This is a genomic window from Flavobacterium zhairuonense, assembly GCF_004352915.1.
Lineage (GTDB): Bacteria > Bacteroidota > Bacteroidia > Flavobacteriales > Flavobacteriaceae > Flavobacterium > Flavobacterium zhairuonense.
On sequence record NZ_SJSY01000067.1, the window covers coordinates 81,338 to 100,558 of the forward strand.

General features: G+C 35.3%; 10 protein-coding genes. 7 read left to right on the forward strand and 3 right to left on the reverse strand.

What is annotated here, in order from left to right:
- Positions 1-71 precede the first annotated feature (71 nt).
- The 7 genes from EYY60_RS05285 (at position 72) to EYY60_RS05315 (ending at position 14,334) form a co-directional block, all read left to right on the forward strand.
- Positions 72-851 (forward strand): L-fucose dehydrogenase, encoded by a 780-nt coding sequence (locus tag EYY60_RS05285; protein ID WP_132988349.1) that lies wholly within the window; start codon positions 72-74, stop codon positions 849-851.
- Positions 852-875: 24 nt separating this feature from the next.
- On the forward strand, positions 876-3,413 hold the full coding sequence (gene galB / locus EYY60_RS05290; protein ID WP_132988350.1) for a beta-galactosidase GalB: 2,538 nt from the start codon (positions 876-878) through the stop codon (positions 3,411-3,413).
- A 21-nt stretch (positions 3,414-3,434) separates the two neighbouring features.
- Positions 3,435-4,772, forward strand: a complete 1,338-nt coding sequence (locus tag EYY60_RS05295) for an alpha-L-fucosidase (protein WP_132988351.1) — start codon at positions 3,435-3,437, stop codon at positions 4,770-4,772.
- A gap of 115 nt (positions 4,773-4,887) precedes the next feature.
- Positions 4,888-7,557 carry a glycoside hydrolase family 3 protein gene (locus EYY60_RS05300; RefSeq protein ID WP_132988352.1) on the forward strand — a complete coding sequence of 890 codons (2,670 nt, stop codon included), beginning with the start codon at positions 4,888-4,890 and terminating at the stop codon, positions 7,555-7,557.
- A 559-nt stretch (positions 7,558-8,116) separates the two neighbouring features.
- On the forward strand, positions 8,117-9,130 hold the full coding sequence (locus EYY60_RS05305; protein WP_132988353.1) for a LacI family DNA-binding transcriptional regulator: 1,014 nt from the start codon (positions 8,117-8,119) through the stop codon (positions 9,128-9,130).
- Positions 9,131-9,407: 277 nt separating this feature from the next.
- Positions 9,408-12,737 (forward strand): SusC/RagA family TonB-linked outer membrane protein, encoded by a 3,330-nt coding sequence (locus EYY60_RS05310; protein WP_132988354.1) that lies wholly within the window; start codon positions 9,408-9,410, stop codon positions 12,735-12,737.
- 31 nt (positions 12,738-12,768) lie between these two features.
- A complete protein-coding gene (locus tag EYY60_RS05315; protein ID WP_132988355.1) occupies positions 12,769-14,334 on the forward strand; it encodes a SusD/RagB family nutrient-binding outer membrane lipoprotein in 1,566 nt (521 codons plus the stop codon).
- A 348-nt stretch (positions 14,335-14,682) separates the two neighbouring features.
- Here the strand turns inward: EYY60_RS05315 and EYY60_RS05320 are convergent, their stop codons facing one another.
- From EYY60_RS05320 to EYY60_RS05330, 3 genes are all read right to left on the reverse strand, one after another.
- The gene (locus tag EYY60_RS05320; RefSeq protein ID WP_132988356.1) at positions 14,683-15,651 is read right to left on the reverse strand and encodes a M20/M25/M40 family metallo-hydrolase; all 969 of its coding nucleotides are present in this window, start codon (positions 15,649-15,651) and stop codon (positions 14,683-14,685) included.
- A 101-nt stretch (positions 15,652-15,752) separates the two neighbouring features.
- Positions 15,753-17,084: an alpha-L-fucosidase gene (locus EYY60_RS05325; RefSeq protein ID WP_132988357.1), complete on the reverse strand. Its 1,332-nt coding sequence runs from the start codon at positions 17,082-17,084 to the stop codon at positions 15,753-15,755.
- A 177-nt stretch (positions 17,085-17,261) separates the two neighbouring features.
- A complete protein-coding gene (locus EYY60_RS05330) occupies positions 17,262-18,935 on the reverse strand; it encodes a GLPGLI family protein (RefSeq protein WP_132988358.1) in 1,674 nt (557 codons plus the stop codon).
- Positions 18,936-19,221 lie beyond the last annotated feature (286 nt).

Here is a 19,221-nt window from a genome sequence, read left to right on the forward strand (position 1 = left end):
AAAAACGACCATGATTGTGAGTTCAGATGTATTTGCAATCAAAAAACTATCTAACTAAAATAGCATACAAAATGAATCTTAACCTTACTGATAAAATAATTATTGTAACCGGCGGAGCAAAAGGAATTGGACTTGGAATCTGTAAAGTTTTGGCGGGAGAAGGGGCAATTCCAGTAATTGTAGGAAGAAGCAATGCCGATAATGAAAAAGCAATCAGAGAAATAGAATCTGAAGGTGGAAGAGCATTGGCAGTTTCTGCGGAGCTTACAAATCCTCAAGCTTGTAAAGATGCAGTTGATCAAGTTGTTGCATTATGTGGAAGAATCGACGGATTGGTTAATAATGCAGGAGTAAACGATGGCGTTGGCTTAGAAAGCGGCGATTATGAAAAATTTATGGCTTCGCTGCATAAAAACTTAGTGCATTATTATTTGATGACACAATACGCTTTGCCAGAGTTGAAAAAAACAAAAGGGGCAATCGTCAACATCGGCTCAAAAACAGCTGATACGGGACAAGGAAATACGTCGGCTTATGCCGCTTCAAACGGTGGGCGCAATGCGTTGACCCGCGAATGGGCTGTTGAATTGCTAAAATATGGAATACGCGTAAATGCCGTAATTGTAGCCGAATGTTATACGCCACTGTACGAGACATGGATTAATACGCTTGAGAATCCAGAGCAAAAATTAAAAGAAATAACAGCAAAAATTCCGTTTGAAAACAGAATGACAACTGCTGAAGAAATCGCTAATATGACAGTATTCCTATTGTCTGATAGATCAAGCCACACTACAGGACAGCTGATTCATGTAGATGGAGGTTATACGCATCTGGACCGTTCACTATAATTAATCAAAAATAGGAGCAAAAAGATGTTTTCATTACGTAATAATTTCGCTTTAATTCTGTGTTTGACAATCGGAATATCTAGTTTTTCACAACAAAAAGCAATTAAAAGAATGGGTTCGGCAGACACTGAGTCTTTCGATGACAATTGGGTTTTTTCACGTTTCGGACTTCAGGCTGACGGATTGATCAAAGAAGAGCCTAAGAATTTAGAAGCAGTTTCAATTAATGAATCCAATTGGGAAAAATTAAATCTGCCACACGATTGGGCAATCAAAGGACCTTTTAGAATTGAGCTTAGAGGAGAAACCGGAAAATTGCCATGGAAAGGAATTGGCTGGTATAGAAAACATTTTACTGTTCCAGCTTCGGATTCTGGAAAACAGATTTTTGTTGATTTTGACGGAGCGATGGCAAATGCCAAAATTTATTTGAATGGAAATTATGTAGGTACATGGCCTTACGGATATAATTCTTTCCGAATGAATTTGACTCCATTTTTAAAATTTGGAGAAGAAAATGTTTTGGGGGTTCGTTTGGATACTGAAAACTGGGATTCTCGCTGGTATCCGGGTGCAGGTATTTATCGTCATGTTTGGTTGGTAAAAACAAATCCGGTGCATATTGCACATTGGGGAACTTATATCACGACACCAAATATAACTAAAGAAGATGCGTCAATTAAAGTGTTGGTTAAAGTTGACAATGCAACAAACAAAACAATTAAAGCAGTTGTTACCACTGATTTATATGAATTAGACATCAATAATACGCCTACAGTGAAAGCAGGTTCATTAATTGTTTCTACTTTAGAAATCAAGCCAAATTCAACTGAAGAGGCAGAAACACATTCGATTTTGAACAATCCTAAACTTTGGGATTTAAAAACGCCAAATCGTTATGTTGCACAAACTAAAGTAAGCGTTGACGGAAAAGTGGTTGATACTTATAATACGCCTTTTGGTATTCGCACAATTGAATTTACTTCTCGAAACGGATTTCTTTTAAACGGAAAAAGAGTCGAGATTTTCGGTACCTGCAATCATCATGATTTGGGTGCTTTAGGAGCTGCAATCAATACTTCGGCATTGAAAAGACAATTGGTGATGCTGAAAGAAATGGGGTGCAATTCATTGCGTACTTCTCACAATCCTCCGGCTCCAGAACTATTGGAATTGGCAGATAAAATGGGATTTTTAGTTTGGGATGAAGCTTTTGACGCCTGGAAAATCGGGAAGAAAAAACTGGATTATAATGTAATTTTTGATGAATGGCATGAAAAAGATTTAATGGCTTTGGTGCATAGAGACAGAAATCATCCTTCGGTATTTATTTGGTCAATTGGAAATGAAGTTCCAGATCAACAAAATGTTGCATTGACAAAACAATTGGCAGATATAATGCGAAGAGAAGATCCAACTCGTCCAGTCTCAAATGGATATAACGATCCTGATGGTGGAAGAAGTTCAGGCGCGGCTGTAGCATTGGATATAATGGGAGTGAATTACTTTTTTGATCAACAACCAAAATGGGATATCGATCCGAGATACGAGAAAAAACCAACGATTGGAAGTGAAACAGCTTCAACCGTGAGTTCTCGTGGTGAATATTTCTTCGATGATAAATACAATAAAACGACTTGGCAGATTTCATCTTATGATGATGCATTTCCAGGTTGGGGTTGCTCGCCAGATACTCAATTTCGAACCAATGCAAAATATCCGCATTTATTGGGAGAATATGTTTGGACCGGTTTTGATTATTTGGGAGAGCCAACGCCTTATAATTCAGACGAAACCAATTTGTTGAATTTTAGAACTGATCCGTCTAAACAGAAAGAATTGGAAGCAAAATTGGCTGAATTGCAAAAAAGCAATCCGCCATCAAGAAGCAGTTATTTTGGCATTATTGATTTAGCTGGTTTCCCTAAAGATCGTTATTACAGCTACAAATCGCACTGGAGACCTGATGTGCCAACTGCTCATATTTTACCACATTGGAATTGGAGTGAACGTATTGGTCAAGTAGTTCCTGTTCATGTCTATACTTCAGGAGATGAAGGCGAATTGTTTCTTAACGGAAAAAGTCTTGGGAGAAAGAAAATGGCAAAAGGGAAAGATTTCCGATTAGCTTGGGATGATGTACGATATACGCCGGGAGAATTAAAAGTGGTTTGTTATAAAAACGGAAAAATTTGGGCAACAGATATTGTGAAAACAATAGGAACTCCCACAAAACTAAATATGTCAGCTGATCGAAAAGCAGTATATGCAGATGATGTTGATTTGGTTTTTGTAACGGTTGATGTTGCTGATAAAAATGGTTTAGTTGTTCCTCGCGCAAATCCTTTAGTCAAATTTTCAATTGAAGGAGCTGGCGAAATTGTGGCAACTGATAATGGAGATGCAACAAGTTTTGTGCCTTTCCAAAGTAAAGAAAGACCTGCTTACAACGGAAAAGTTTTAGTAATTGTCAAAGCTAAAAAAGATCAAAAAGGACAATTTATCATAAAAGCAGAAAGCGAAGGTTTGCAAGCGGCTGCAACAACAATCTTGATTAAATAATAACTACATAAAAACAAAAAAATGACCAAAAAGATAATCTTAGCGATTTTAGTGATTGGTACAACTATCGCAGGCTATTCGCAAAACAAAATTGAAGCTAAAGATATTGCTGAAAAAATGAAATGGTTTGAAGATGCGAAACTAGGAATCTTCATTCATGCTGGAATTTATTCAGTTGCGGATGTTTCCGAATCATGGAGTTTTCACAACGGAAAAATTTCTGTTGAAGATTATATGAAACAACAAAAAAGTTACACTTTAAGCAATTATGATCCTGCAGCCTGGGCAGATATGATCAAAGATTCAGGAGCAAAATATGCTGTAATCACAACCAAACATCATGATGGAGTAGCGATGTATGATACTAAGTTGGGTAAATTGAGTTCGGTAAAAACTTGTCCTGCAAAAAAAGATATGGTTAAGCCATTTTTTGAAGAATTGCGCAAAAGAGATGTAAAATGTGGCGCCTATTTTTCATTAATCGATTGGACTCATAATGATTATCCTGGTTTTTTGAAAGATAAAGCGAGATACGATATTAAAAAAGAGCCAGCGCGTTGGGAGCGTTTTCAAAAGTTCTTCCAAGGCCAAATCAAAGAAATTTCAGATTGGTATAATCCAGATTTGTGGTGGTTTGATGGCGATTGGGAACATAGTGCAGAAGAATGGCAAGCTGAAAAAACGCGCAAAATGATGTTAGACAGAAATCCGAATACGATTATCAACGGACGTTTGCAAGGTTACGGAGATTATGACACTCCTGAACAAAATTTCCCAGTAGTGCGTCCAGCCTTCAAATGGTGGGAATTATGTATGACGATGAACGAAAACTGGGGCTACCGTGTAAGTGATACGAATTGGAAAACGCCTTATGAGATCGTAACGATTTTTGTAGATGCAGTTTCAAATGGCGGAAATTTATTGCTTGACATCGGACCAAAACCTGATGGAACTTATCCTGAAACTGTGGTAACAACTTTAAAAGAATTAGGAGATTGGAACAGAAGAAACGGAGAAGGGATTTTTGGAACCATTCCAGGAATTCCGCAAGGACATTTTTATGGTCCAACAACACTTTCTAAAGATTCAAAAACACTTTACTTATTTGTTCACGGAAAAACTTCAGGCCAAGTAATGCTTAAAGGTCTTGATAATAAAATTCAGGATATTACAGTTTTGGGTTCAAATGTAAAATTAACTCATAAAGTTGTTGGGAAAATTTCTTGGAGTGCAGTGCCTGGTCTGGTTTACATCGATCTTCCAGAAAGTGCAATTGATAAATATGTGACTTGTATCAAAGTTACTTTGGATGCACCAATTAAATTATACAGAGGTCACGGAGGATTTCTGACAAACTAATAATTCTAAAATGTCATCTCTCAGATGGAGATGGCATTTTTTTATCTAATTTTTGAATTGATTTCATATAAAAGCCAATAAAACTATGCCTTACAGGTGTTTCAATAATTTAAGCATGAACAAAAAAATATTTTTACTAGGTCTGTTTCTGGGATTCCAATCATTATTTTCTCAAAATACGCCAAAATATAAAAACCCAAAATTACCTGTTGAAGAACGCGTTCAGGATTTATTGTCCAGAATGACGACGGAAGAGAAATTTTGGCAAATGTTCATGATTCCTGGTGATTTGTCTGATGGTGAAGCAAATTATAAAAATGGAATTTTTGGTTTTCAGGTTAGTGCAAAAGGAAGTTCAGATGCAAGTAACCAAATTTTAGATTATGGCGCCGCAAGTAATGCAAAAGAAACAGTAAAACTAATTAATAAAATACAGAAATATTTTGTTGAGAAAACACGTCTCGGAATTCCGATTATTGCTTTTGATGAAGCGTTGCACGGATTGGTGAGAGATGGAGCAACAGCTTTTCCGCAATCTATTTCATTGGCAGCGACTTTCGATCCAGGATTGGTTAAAAGAGTTTCAACAGCCATTGCAATGGAATCAAAAAGCCGTGGAATTCGCCAAATTTTATCGCCGGTTGTCAATCTAGCTTCAGATGTTCGTTGGGGACGCGTGGAAGAAACATATGGAGAAGATCCTTTTCTTTCTTCAAAAATGGGCGTAGCGTATGTTTCCTCGTTTGAAGAAAGAGGTGTGATTACAACTCCAAAACATTTCCTTGCCAATAGTGGCGACGGTGGCCGCGACAGTTATCCGATTGATTACAATGAACGTTATCTGGAAGAATATCAGTTGCCATCTTTCCGCGCATGCTTTTCTGAAGGAGGAAGCCGAAGTGTTATGACTTCATACAATTCATTAAATGGAAGTCCGTGTACGGCTAATGATTGGTTGCTGAATAAAAAATTAAAAGGCGAAATGAATTTTAAAGGATTCATTATTTCTGATGCAAATGCTGTAGGTGGTGGAAATGTCTTGCATTACACCGCAAAAGATTATCCAGAATCTGGAGCAAATGCAATCAACAACGGATTGGATGTGATTTTTCAAACGGCTTATGATCATTATAAATTATTTCAACCGCCTTTCCTTGACGGCAGAATCGATATGAAAAATATTGACGAAGCGGTGGCGAGGGTTTTACGATTAAAATTCGAATTGGGATTATTTGAAACCCCGTATGCAGATGAAAAGGAAGCCAACAAATGGAATGGGAATCCAGCCCACAAATTGTTGTCAAGAGAAGCTGCTGAAAAAGGAATCGTTTTATTAAAAAATGAAAACAATGTTTTGCCTCTTAAAAAAACAATCAAATCCATTGCTTTAATTGGAAATGATATTACCGAAGCGCGTTTGGGCGGTTACAGCGGGCCGGGAAATGGAAAGGTAAATATGCTTGACGGAATAAAAGCAAAGTTAGGAGCATCGGCCCAAATAAATTTTGTAGAAGGAGTTGCAAGAAGAAGTAAAGAATATGTTCCGGTTCCGTCTATTCAATTGACAAGCAATGAAAATGGTAAAACCAAAAATGGCTTGGTGGGTGAATATTTCAATAATGTACAACTAAGCGGAAGCCCTGTTTTGACTAGAGTAGATCAAGGAATTAATTTTGATTGGACACTTTATTCTCCAGATCAGGAGAAAATCAATTACGATTTTTATTCTGTCAAATGGAGCGGAAAAATAAAATCTCCAGAATCGGGAACTTACAAAATTGGTTTTGAAGGAAATGATGGTTTTCGTCTGTATCTGAATGGGAAATTAATTATTGACAATTGGAAAAGTCAGACTTATTCAACAAAACTTGTTGACTTCAATTTTGAAAAAGACAAAGAATACGATATTAAAATTGAGTTTTTTGAATCACAAGGGTATGCAAAATTCAAATTAGTTTGGAATATCGGCGTAAACAATAATTGGCAAAACAAAATTGATGAAGCCGTAGCTGCAACTAAAAAATCAGATGTTGCAGTAATTGCAGCTGGAATCGAAGAAGGAGAATTTAACGACAGAGCATATTTAGGTTTGCTTGGACATCAGGAAGAATTAATAAATGCTGTAGCCGCAACTGGAAAACCAGTTGTGGTAGTTTTGGTGGGCGGAAGCGCTATCACGATGGATAAATGGATTAATAATATTCCATCAATTTTAGATGTTTGGTATCCGGGCGAAGATGGAGGTAATGCTGTTGCTAATATTTTGTTTGGAGATCGAAATCCTGCAGGTCGTCTGCCAATTACCTTCCCAGTTTTTGAAGGGCAATTGCCATTGGTTTACAATCATAAACCAACAGGCCGTTCTGATGATTATACCAATTTAAACGGAGCTCCCTTATTTCCCTTTGGCTTCGGATTGAGCTATTCAACTTTTGAGTACAGCAATCTTCGTTTTGACAAAAGGCAAATTGGAAAATCAGAATCGACAAAAGTGTATTGCACGATAAAAAATACAAGCAATGTTGATGGCGATGAGGTTGTTCAGTTGTATGTGCGTGATGTTTTGGCATCTGTGGCTCAGCCGATAAAACAATTGAAAGGTTTTCAGAGAATATCTCTTAAGGCTGGAGAGTCGAAAGAAATCTCATTTGATATCAATAAAGAAACGCTTAAAATGCTGAATGGGGAAATGAATTGGGTTATAGAGCCTGGCGATTTTAGGATTATGATTGGTGCTTCTTCAAGAGATATTCGATTGAGAGAGATAATTACGGTTTCGGAATAGCAAAAAACGACTCAAAAAAAGGAAAAAAATCAGCATAAAAAACAAAAGAAGCCAAATGAATTCGTGAGTTTTAGCGTTTGAATAAAATCAAATGCAATAAAAAGCTTACAACTTTGAAAGCCAGTAAAAAAGAAGTCATAATTAGGAAAAAAAAGATTTTCTATTTTCTATAAAAAAAGAAGAAATAAAAAAGCAATTATTTACGAAGTTAAAAACAGGATGTACAAGTAAGGTAATTGTTATATGAATATTAGTTAACATATATTTATGTTAAAAATGTCGCATTTTTCGCGATTTTAAAGTGTGGTTTTTTGCAATATTGATTTTTATTGGATTTTTGCTTGATTTTTTGGTTTTGTGAGAAAAATAATATTTCGATTTGTATTGGATAGTGTTTTATTCTCAGGTGGTTAGGTTTAAAATTTAGTTTTGAGTTTTTTAAATGTTAAAAAAAAATATTTAGCATAAAAAAAATACTAAAACGTTTTTGTAAATCGTTTTATTAAATATATATTTGTTTAAACATATTAACTAAAGTTTAAGATAAGCTTAACGTTTCATGAAAAAAAACATCACCATTAAAGATATCGCCAAAGCAGCAAATGTATCAGTTACAACTGTTTCATTTGTTTTGAACAACAAAGGCGAAAAGATGGGGATAAGCAAAGAAGTGATTAAAAAAGTTCTTAAGGTTAGTGAAGAAATGAAATTCAAACTCAATATGATCGCCAGCAGTTTGAGAACAGGCAAAACAAGATCAATTGGGCTTATTGTAGAAGATATATCAAATCACTTTTTTTCTGATTTGGCAAAAGTGATTGAGAGGGAAGCGATAGATTCTAATTACAGAGTATTTTATTGCAGTACCGGAGGAAGTGATGAACGTGCGGTGGAATTAGTGGATAGTTTATTGCAAGCAAATGTGGATGGATTTATCATAACGCCAACAGAAAACATGAAAGGTACGATTGATAGATTATTGGAACTTCAGTGTCCAGTTGTATTAGTCGATCGTTATTTTGAAGGTCAAGAAGTAAGTCATGTAGTGCTTGATAATTTTGAAGGAGCAGAAAAAGCAACACAATTTCTTTTAGAAAAAGGATTTAAAAAAATTGCTTTTGTTACCAATTACTCACAGTTGATTCAAATGAATCTGAGGAAGCAAGGTTATGTTCATGCATTGAAAGAAGTCGGTTTATATGATGAATCAAGAATTCTGGATATGGATTATCAAATAACAGAAGATAAACGAATAGAAAGAATCTCTGAATTTTTGAGCACCAATACTGATATAGATGCCATATTATTTGGAGCAAATTATTTGCTGTTGGCAGGATTACAATCTTTACGGAAACTTGGGTTGAAAATTCCGGTAGATAAAGCGGTGATTAGTTTTGATGATCATGACAGTTTCAGGCTTAATTCTCCTTCGATTACGGTTTTGGCGCAGCCAATCGAAGAAATGGGAAAAAAAACGGTAAAACTCCTAATGCAACAAATGACAGATGGAAGTGATTACAAGATTATAAAAGAAAAGAATAAAGGGAATTTAACTATAAGAGAATCAGTATAGCATAACGTTCCTTTTTTTAAAGACTATTTGCTAAAACGTTATAGTAGATACGAAAAAATAAATAACACAGAAAACTCAAACCAATTACTAAACAAAAAAAAACGCGTATGATATAAAAGAAAAAAATAGAGATGTGACAAACAAGAAACTCAGTTATTGCCAGGTTGAGAAACTGGTAATATGAAAATTAAAGGTTTTAGTATCCAATGTTTTTTTAAATAATCAGAACCTTTTAATTTAAAAATAAAATTTAAACCAAACCAAACTAATATTAATTATGAGAAAACTGTTATACAAATCATTGTTAGTTTTTCTAATGATGTTGTGTTACCAAGGAGTAAATGCACAAAACAAGACAATCTCCGGTGTAATTACAGATAATACAAATTTGCCGGTTCCTTATGCAAACGTTAAAGAAAAAGGAACAAAGCAAGAGACAATTACTGATGAAAACGGAGGATTTAAAATTTCAGTAAAAGAAGGAGCTACACTTATTATTAGTGCAGTAGGATTTAAAACAGTAGAATTAAGAGCTACTGACGGAATGGATGTTAGGTTATCTACTGCTACTAATGAACTTGATGGTATTACGGTTACTGCTTTGGGGCAAACTAAAAAGAATAAATCTATTGGATATGCCACAAGTATCATTAAAGCAGATGCGATTACAAAAACGGCATCACCTACAATTGCAAACTCTTTATATGGTAAAGCGCCAGGTGTGCGTATTACATCTGCTCCAGGTGGATCTGGACCTATCAATATCCAGATTCGTGGATTGAATAGTGTTTCTGGTAAAAACCAACCACTTATCGTTATGGATGGTATTCCAATTCGTGATGGTGATGTTAACAATGGTGATTATTGGAACCAACCACGTATGAAAAGCAATGGTTTAGCAGATATTAACCCTGAAGATATTGAGAATATCTCGATTCTTAAAGGAGCTTCTGCTGCTGCATTATACGGTTCTGAAGCTGTAAATGGAGTTGTATTGATTACTACAAAATCAGGTAAAGGAAAAAAAGGTTTAGGTATTGATTTCAGTACAAGCTACTCAGGAAATCAAATTGCTTACTTGCCAAGATTTCAATATGAAAGAGGTCCAGGTTGGACAAATGCTAACTACTCTTCAGGATATTTAGCACCAGACGGTTTTGCACATTATGATACTAATGGTGACGGTGTTGCTGACATGAGAGGAGTTTCTGCTAGTAGTAACAACTTCGGTCCTTGGTTTGATGGTCAGCCAATTATGTCTTGGGATGGTGTGGTTCGTCCATATTCTGCACAAAAAGACGGTTATAAAAACTTGTTCCAAAATGCATGGGATGCTACAACAAACGTGGCACTTACAAATACTACTGATAACAGTAATATTCGTTTTTCTTACACACATATTGAATCAGATGGATTGTCTATGGGTAACAGCAATAAGAAAAACAACTTAAGCTTAAATGCATCATTTAAAACAGGTAAATTCTTAAAAACTGATGTTATTGTAAACTACATGAACCAAAAGGTTAACAACCGTGCTTATGCTATGGACCGTTTGGTGAATAATTTTACAGGTATGCTTAGCCCATTTGATAATGGAGATTGGTATAGAGCTAAATACCAAACAAGTTTAGGTTACAAATATGTTCAAGGCGTAAATGGTCAGAGTTTGACTCCAAGTGAAAACATTATTCGTAATGGATTCAAAGCTGATATTGGAGATTATTTTTGGAATACAAATGCTAAGCAACAAGATGAGATTACAAACCGTTTGATTGCTAGTGTTACAGAAACACTTACGTTTGGAGATTTCACATTACGTGGTCGTGTTTCGTCAGATTTATCTTCAGTAAACATTGAAAATAGAGATCCTGTAGAAGTTCCTTTGATTTATCAATTCGGAGGAGACAAATCTGGTGCTTTTGGAATGGAATCTCAAGATTATAACATTCTTTACGGTGAGGTATTGTTAACATATAACAAAAAACTTAACGACGATTTTACTGTAGGGGCGCAAGTTGGTTTCAATGGTTCTCAAGAAACAGGTAAATTTTTAACTCGTTCTACAAATGGAGGATTGAGTGTTGAGGGATGGTACGATATGAATGCTTCTATCAATATGGCAAACAGTACTTCTAGAAGATATGAAATTTTGAAAGATGCTGTTTTTGGAACTGTTAATGGTAGCTACAAAAATTATTTATTCTTAGAAGGTACGCTTAGAAGAGACCGTACTTCTACAATGAACCCAAACAACAATTCATTTACATACCCTTCTGTTAACTCGAGTTTCGTATTGTCTGAAGCAGTTAAATTGCCAGAAGTTATTAGTTATGCAAAATTGCGTGCTTCTTGGGGAATTGTGGGTAGTTATCCAGAATCTTACTTAGCAAACGTTGCATTTAACCAGACTACATTGGGTACTCAAGGAACAACTACTCCTGTTTTGATTACAACATCTAATGCATCATATGGTAACGAAGGAATTAAGCCTGAAATGAAAAATGAGTATGAGCTTGGTTTTGAAACTAAATTCTTTGACAGAAGACTTGGTTTAGATTTTTCATACTATAATGCAAAAATTAAGGACCAAATTCTTCCTTTGACATTAGCGCCTACTACAGGAGCGAAATCGATCTTGGCTAACGTTGGAGAATTGGCTAATCACGGTTTTGAAGTTTCATTAACAGGATCTCCTTTTAGAACAGAAAGTTTCTCTTGGGATGTTACTCTTAACTGGGCGAAAAACGTAAACAAATTAGTATCATTATCTGATGGATCAAAAGAATATTTGCACGCAGATTATGATGGATCAGCAGCTCAATTGAAATCAGTTGTTGGTGAGCCAATGGGAGGTATTTATGCACACCCTGTTAAAACAGATGATAATGGAAACAAAATGGTTGATTCTGACGGATACTATATGATCGATGGTGATAAATGGGTGAAATACGGATCAGCAATGCCTAAAGGTGTTGGAGGTTTGATTAATACATTTACTTACAAAAACTTTACATTAGATGTAAATATCGATTACTCTTACGGAGGTTATTTAATGCCAACTGGTGTTAACTGGATGACTTCTAGAGGTTTGACAGAAGAAAGTTTGAATTTTAGTACGAATGAGCGTGGTGGTTTGACATATTACATGGATAACGGTAAAGGAGTTCAGGTTCCTAACAGTGCAACTGCAGGACCAGCTGGTCAACAACTATTCCGTGATGGTATGTTAATGGATGGTATAGCTCCTGATGGTACAAAGAATACAAATGTTATCTCTCAGGCAGGTTACTACAACATGACTTATAACTGGGGTGGACCACAATACAGTAGCTCTCGTTATGAATTGTATATCCAAAAGAATGACTATGTTAAATTAAGAGAATTATCATTAGCTTATAATGTTCCTTCTGCTTGGGCTGCAAAAATTGGAGCTACAAGATTAAGCGCTTCTTTCTTCGGACGTAACTTGTTTTTTATCTATAGAACAATTAAGGATATGGACCCTGAAGCAACTACTGCAGGAACAAGATGGGCTCAAAACGTAAACAACGCAGGTTTATCTCCAGCGACTAGAAGTTATGGAGTATCGTTAAGAGCATCATTCTAATTTGATAAATTCTAATTTAAAAAAATACAACATGAGAAAATTATTATATATATCATTAGCGTCAGCAGGACTTTTTCTAGGTTCTTGTTCGCAGGATGATTTCGCAGATGCATATAGAGATCCATCTAAGATTGAAACTACAACTGTGCCTAAACAGTTCGCTGGATTCTTAAAAGTTAATTTTGAGGATGTAATTCCGTCATATTGGAACTATTTTACAGTTCTTAGATCAACTTCTCTTACGTATACTCAAGCACACGGATTTACCAATACTACAGGACGTTATATTCCTGGAGCTGCTACAGTTTACAGATGGGATAGATATTACAACTTTATTACACAATATAGAGAGTTGGAAAAAGCATTCGCTGCTCTTCCAGATGCAGAGAAAGCAGATAGCAGAATCTATACTATTGCTTCAACAATCTATTTGTATGATCATACACAAAAAATGATCGACAACTATGGCGATATTCCTTTTTCTGAGGCTGGTAAAATCAGTATGACAGGTGGAGATTATACTAAAGCAGCAGCGAAGTATGATAGCCAAACTGAGATTTATGCAAAGATGCTAGATGATTTGAAAGGTTTTTCTACTGAATTGAACACAATTACATTATCTACAAAAACAGGAGTAGAGTTCAAAAATCAGGATTTGATCAACAAAGGAAACTTGGTAATGTGGAAAAACTATTGTAATTCATTACGTTTAAGAATCCTAAACAGAGTATCTGGTGTTTCATCTTTAGCTTCAAGAGCAAATACTGAAATCGCCGAAATCATTGCTGAAGGAAAAATTGTTGATGAAAATGCTGAAAATATTGCTTTCAAAGTATATACTCAGGATACAGATTTAGATACTTCTGGTTTCTTTGATGCTTTAGAAACATCTAACAATAACGTTGCTCCAAAACCTATGATTGATCATATGAATGCGAATCTAGATCCTCGTGAGCAATGGTTGTTTGAAAAAGGAGTAAATGCAACAACTTATGTAGGACTTGATCCATCATTGACTTCAGGAGCGCAAGATCAATTGCTTACTGATGGTAAAATTGCAATCTACAACAGATCTGTAATCAGTAGAAATGACTGGTTGCCTGGTACATTAGTTAACGCTGCAGAAATGAACTTGCTTCTTGCTGAGTACTATTCAAGAAATGGTAATGGCGCTACTGCAAAAATACATTTTGAAAAAGCAATCAGACAATCTATCGAATACTATGTAAGATTAGGAGATAAAGCAGATGATTTGACTTGGAAACCAACTTCAGAGCCAACTGCAGCTGAAATTGATGCTTATATTCTTAAAATCAACTTTGCAGGAGCTACTACAGCAGCAGCACAGTTACAGTTAATTGCTTTCCAAAAGTACATTCACTTCAACATCATGCAAGCTGACGAGGCTTGGGCTGAACAAAGAAGATTGAAACTTCCAGCATTGACTTTCATGGAAGATGAAACAAGCTCTGTTAGAAAAACACCTCCAACACGTTGGACATACCCAACTTCTGAAAGTGTTTATAACACTGCAAATTACAATACTGTAAAAGCAAATGATAATTTAAGTACCAAAATTTTCTGGGACGTAAAATAATTTCATTTTTAATGTTTGGTTAGTACTTGGTAAGCCCCAGATTCAGGAGAACCCTGAGTCTGGGGTTTTTGTTTGTGAAAACCTAATTTCAACAATGTGACTGTTGTTGAAACTTAACCAAACTAATAGTAATCGAGTTGAGAAGACTCGTTGCTTTTAGAGACTTTGTTTTTTAGGAACTGTTACACTCTTTGTAAAATTTATTTAAAGAAATTTTATTGTAAGAGGTTGATTTTTAATAGGAATAAAAGAACGGTTAAGCATGAAAAAAGGCGAATCTACTTTGATTCGCCTTTTTAAATCTGTATAATTTATAAAATTTATGGTCAAATTTACATTTCCACTTGTTTAATTCTGTTTGATAAAAGTCAACGGTTGCTCATAATTGGCAATAGCCGTCAGAGCATTGTAAATGTATTTTGAAACCAAAATTGCTCCTTCACTATTAATTAAAGCAGTGTCATCTTCTGGTGTATGATATTGCGGATGCCCGCCGGTATGTAATCCGATCACTGAAATATTGTTTTTGTAAAAGGTAACATGATCGGAACCGCCTACATCGCCGGCAAACACAATCGGATTCAGCCCACTGCCTTCGCCTAATTTTTTCATCAATTCAACACCGTCAGGAAAAGTGCCGGCACCTCCCATATAAAGTTCTTTTTTATCATTTAATCTCCCAACCATATCCATGTTGATCATCACTTTTACAGCATTTTTATCTACTGGCAAATGATTGACAAAATATTTAGATCCTAACAAACCTTCTTCTTCGGCACTGAAGGAAATAAAGATAATGCTTCTTTTTGGAGCGGTTTTGGCATGATGCAATTCTTCTAAAATAGACAATAAAGCCGAAACTCCAGAAGCGTTATCATCAGCTCCGTTATGAATGGCAAGTGTGTCTTTTTTCTTGCTTCCAGAACCTTTTCCGCCCCATCCCCAATGGTCGTAATGTGCGCCAATGACAATGAATTCTTTTTTAAGATTTTCATCCGAACCCTCTAAATAGCCTACAACATTTTGGGTTGAAATGCTGTCAGATTTCATTTTATTTATCTCTGGTTTTATGAAAATTTTGAAAGGCTGATAATAGTTGTTGTTGAATTCTTTGAGCCCAAATTTTTTGAAATATTTTTTGATGTAAGCCGCCGCTTCATTATTGCCTTTCGTTCCGGCCAAACGACCTTCTAACTTATCTGATGCAAGATAAGTGTCGTGTTTCAGAAATTTTTCTGCTGAAAATGTTGATTGTGCTGTTGCTTTTCCACATGTTATTGTAGCAAATGAGAAAAGGAAAAGGGTCTTTTTTAACATTGTATTTTTTTTTAAGCATTAGGCTGTAAGCCATAAGCCATAAGCTGTAAGCTTTTTCAGCAAGATAAAGCTTATTGCCTAAAGCTTACAGCCTATAGCCTTTATAATATTTGCATTTCTATTATCGTATCGATTGTATCCATTTTGATACCGCTCAAATAAACAAAAGTTCCTTCTGGCTGTTGCTTGAATTTGATTTCTTTTCTGCCGTCCATCAAGTAGCATTTTTTGATTTTTTGCTTCATTTCTGGAATGAAAATATAACCTGTTTGTTTTGGCGTATTGATGATGTGTGCAAACAAAGTTTTGTCTTTTGCCGTAAATACGCCCCAGTCTTGTGATTTTATAATATTGCCTCTTGTTCCGTAAATGCTGTTTCCGTTTTTGTTCATCCAGATTCCTATTTCTTTCAAAGTTTCAACAAATTCGGGCTGAATTGTTCCATCGGCCATTGGGCCAACATTCAGCAGAAAATTCGCATTCAGACTTGCAGCATTTATCATATAATGCAATAAGTCTTTTGTCGATTTGTATTTTCTATCATTGATATTGAATCCCCAAGAATTGTTCATGGTTTCACAAGTTTCTAAAGGCAACTGAGAAACAGATTGTCCTCCAAATCCGGTAGTATTTCCGCCTGGCAAATCTTTTTCAAACGCCTGAAAATCTTCTCCTTGAATTGGCAATAAATGATGATTGTTTGAAATCAAACAGTCGGGTTGAATGGAATGAATCAAGGAATAAATTTCATCATAATGCCAATTGACTTTTGAAGTTAATGTTTTATCGGTATCATTATCCAGCTGATCCCAATGACCGTCAAACCAAATACCGCTGATTTTTCCATAGTTTGAAAGTATTTCAGTCAATTGTCCTTTCATAAAATGAATATAGCTGTTCCAATCGCTTTTTTGCGTTCTGCCAGTTCCTTTTCCTGTTTTTCCGGTTTCGTACTGATAATCAGTTCTAGTCCAGTCTAAGAGAGAATAATAACAAAATAATTTGATGTTTTCTTTATGGCATTCATCTGCGAGTTCTTTCAGCAGGTCTCTTTTAAAATGCGTATTTGTGATTTTCCAATCTGATAATTTGGTGTCAAAATTGCTGAAACCATCGTGGTGTCGCGTAGTAAAAGTAATGTATTTCATACCCGCTGCTTTGGCAATTCCAACCCATTTTTTCGCATCAAAATCTTGCGGATTAAATACATTAATCAATCTGCCATACTCTGTAACTTTAATATTTTGGTTGTTCATAACCCATTCGCCATTCCCAAGAACACTGTACGGCCCAAAATGAATGAACATTCCAAATTTGTCATCTTGAAATTCTTTTCGGTTTTTTAAATTTCCTTCCGTTGGAGTGTAATTTTGAGCAATTATTGCTGTTAAGCTCAGCGAGAAAAACAGCAGGCAAAATGTGATTTTTTTCATGTTTTTGAGTTAAGTGGTTTGATAGTCAGATTTCAGAAAAAATGATAATCGAATAATTATATTTGGTGAAAACATAATGTATTGTACTTGATTTCGTTACGTCTTTTTTCTGGAATTTAAAAATAGAAAGACTTACGTTTAATAAATAAGTCGATATTATCTAAATTTAATTATCAATTACCTTTCTCCGATTAGAAATCCTGAAACATTCCAAGCACTGCTGCTGGTTCCTTCTGGTTTTCCCATTGGAATTGAAACGCGAATGGTATGCTTGCCTGGAGTTAAATTTCCTAAGTCAATTAAATTTGGGTTAGTAGTTGTTCCTGGACACCAATTTGAACGACTTAAATCAGATGATGATAAGCCATTGCCAAAATTACCTGAAGCTGGATTACTCAATCGGTAAGAACCGCAGTCCGTGCGCCATGGTGTAAATCCAAAAACTTCTTTTCCATCAATAAAAATGGTATTTTTCTTTTGCAGAAATTCATCGCCATTTCCCCAACCTCCATGGCCGGTTGTAGTATAACTCAATTTGAAATTTTTGTATCCCTCTGGCACTTCAAATGACATTTCTAATCCTTTTTCATTGTCAAACATAGTTCCGTATTCTTGACCTGCCATTTCCATTACGTTCAGTGTGTTGAAAAGAGGCAAAATATAATCGGCCTTAGTATTGTTATCTTCGCCTTCGTGAATGGTAATATTCAAGCTCGCTTTGTGTCCGCCGGCATCATAGTTCCCGATAAACATTCCGATGTAAACTTCTTGATTGCTCAATTTTGGTTGCAAAAGCGAAATATCTTGACGATAAGAAACGCTATCTTGCCAAACTTTATTTTTTAATTGCAAATAGTTGAAATGTTTTACACCAAAAGGAGTGAAAAATCGCATCAATTCCAATAAAGGAGTAAAGTCGTCTGATGCCGCAACTCCTTGATATTTTTTTCCGTTTCCATTGTCGTATGCAGGCAATGATTTAACTCCATTTTTTAATCCATCAAGAAAAGACATTTTTTTATCCATCGGAATCATAAATACAGATCCTGTTCTGTCATAAGCATCGCCATTCGACTGTTGCGTTACGTCAACAAAAATGGCGCTTCCTTTTTTGATTTCAGGAAGTTTTACTTTTCGGACAATGACTGTTCCGCTGGCAAATCTCAAAATACTGTCGTTCGATTTTGCATCAGGCACAAAATGAATCTGTTCTTTATTAAAAATAGGAATATTGACAAAACGGCTTTTCCACAATAAATCTTTGTATGTCAATTGATCAACAGTTTGTACAGCAGGAATTTTTAAAAAAGATGGAACAGCTTTTAATATTTCGATTTTTGATGCCGTCACGACGCTATTTCCATTGCGGATTGTTTCTAAAACCAAACCTAAATCCTGTCCTAAAACTGAAGGCCCGCCTTTTAAGCCTAGATCAGTGGTATACCAGATTTCGATTTTATTAGAGTTTACAGAAGTCGTCGCTTTTTTGCAGGTATAGTTTAGGATTTTTTTGGTTTCATTGCTGAATTCAAAATTTTGCTTTCCTAAAGCTTCAGTATCATTATTAAGAATCGATTTGTTTTTTAGTTGCGCCCATTGCGAAATGGTTTTGGTATTGAAATCAATAAAAGTCTGCTCGTACGGAAGTGTTGCTTTTTGCTCTAAAATTTTAGAGGTAGTAGTCAGACTCAATTCTTTGGAAGCAAACAAAACTAATGGGTCTTGGTTTTCAGCAATTTTTCCGTTATAACTTCTTTGATAAGTAATTTTGATGGCCTTTGGCGCTTTTTGTCCAAATGAGAATGCGATAACGAAAATGGCAAGTAATAATGTTAAGGAAATTTTTTTCATATTTGGTTTGGTTTTATGATTGCCCCAATGCAATAGGAAACAGTTCATACATAATTAGTTAATAAGAATATCCGAATATAGATCAATTTACTAAATCGATTTAATAAAATAAGAGTAAAAAGGGATCAAACAATCGGAGAATGCTTTTTCATTGGGCTTTTTAAAAATTAAAAATGGGATTTATACTCGAATCTCAGTACGAATTTCGTAAAAGCTAAAGTAGAAAATTTTCAATTGCGATAGGAATTTAATACTATCTTTTTTTCTTAAAAAATTAGCTTTTTGT

Excerpts from the sequence above, each read along its gene's own strand:
- galB (WP_132988350.1), top strand. The coding sequence starts at position 876 with ATGTTTTCATTACGTAATAATTTCGCTTTAATTCTGTGTTTGACAATC.
- EYY60_RS05285 (WP_132988349.1), top strand. The coding sequence starts at position 72 with ATGAATCTTAACCTTACTGATAAAATAATTATTGTAACCGGCGGAGCA.
- EYY60_RS05315 (WP_132988355.1), top strand. The coding sequence starts at position 12,769 with ATGAGAAAATTATTATATATATCATTAGCGTCAGCAGGACTTTTTCTA.
- EYY60_RS05305 (WP_132988353.1), top strand. The coding sequence starts at position 8,117 with ATGAAAAAAAACATCACCATTAAAGATATCGCCAAAGCAGCAAATGTA.
- EYY60_RS05325 (WP_132988357.1), bottom strand. The coding sequence starts at position 17,084 with ATGAAAAAAATCACATTTTGCCTGCTGTTTTTCTCGCTGAGCTTAACA.
- EYY60_RS05330 (WP_132988358.1), bottom strand. The coding sequence starts at position 18,935 with ATGAAAAAAATTTCCTTAACATTATTACTTGCCATTTTCGTTATCGCA.
- EYY60_RS05300 (WP_132988352.1), top strand. The coding sequence starts at position 4,888 with ATGAACAAAAAAATATTTTTACTAGGTCTGTTTCTGGGATTCCAATCA.
- EYY60_RS05320 (WP_132988356.1), bottom strand. The coding sequence starts at position 15,651 with ATGTTAAAAAAGACCCTTTTCCTTTTCTCATTTGCTACAATAACATGT.
- EYY60_RS05295 (WP_132988351.1), top strand. The coding sequence starts at position 3,435 with ATGACCAAAAAGATAATCTTAGCGATTTTAGTGATTGGTACAACTATC.
- EYY60_RS05310 (WP_132988354.1), top strand. The coding sequence starts at position 9,408 with ATGAGAAAACTGTTATACAAATCATTGTTAGTTTTTCTAATGATGTTG.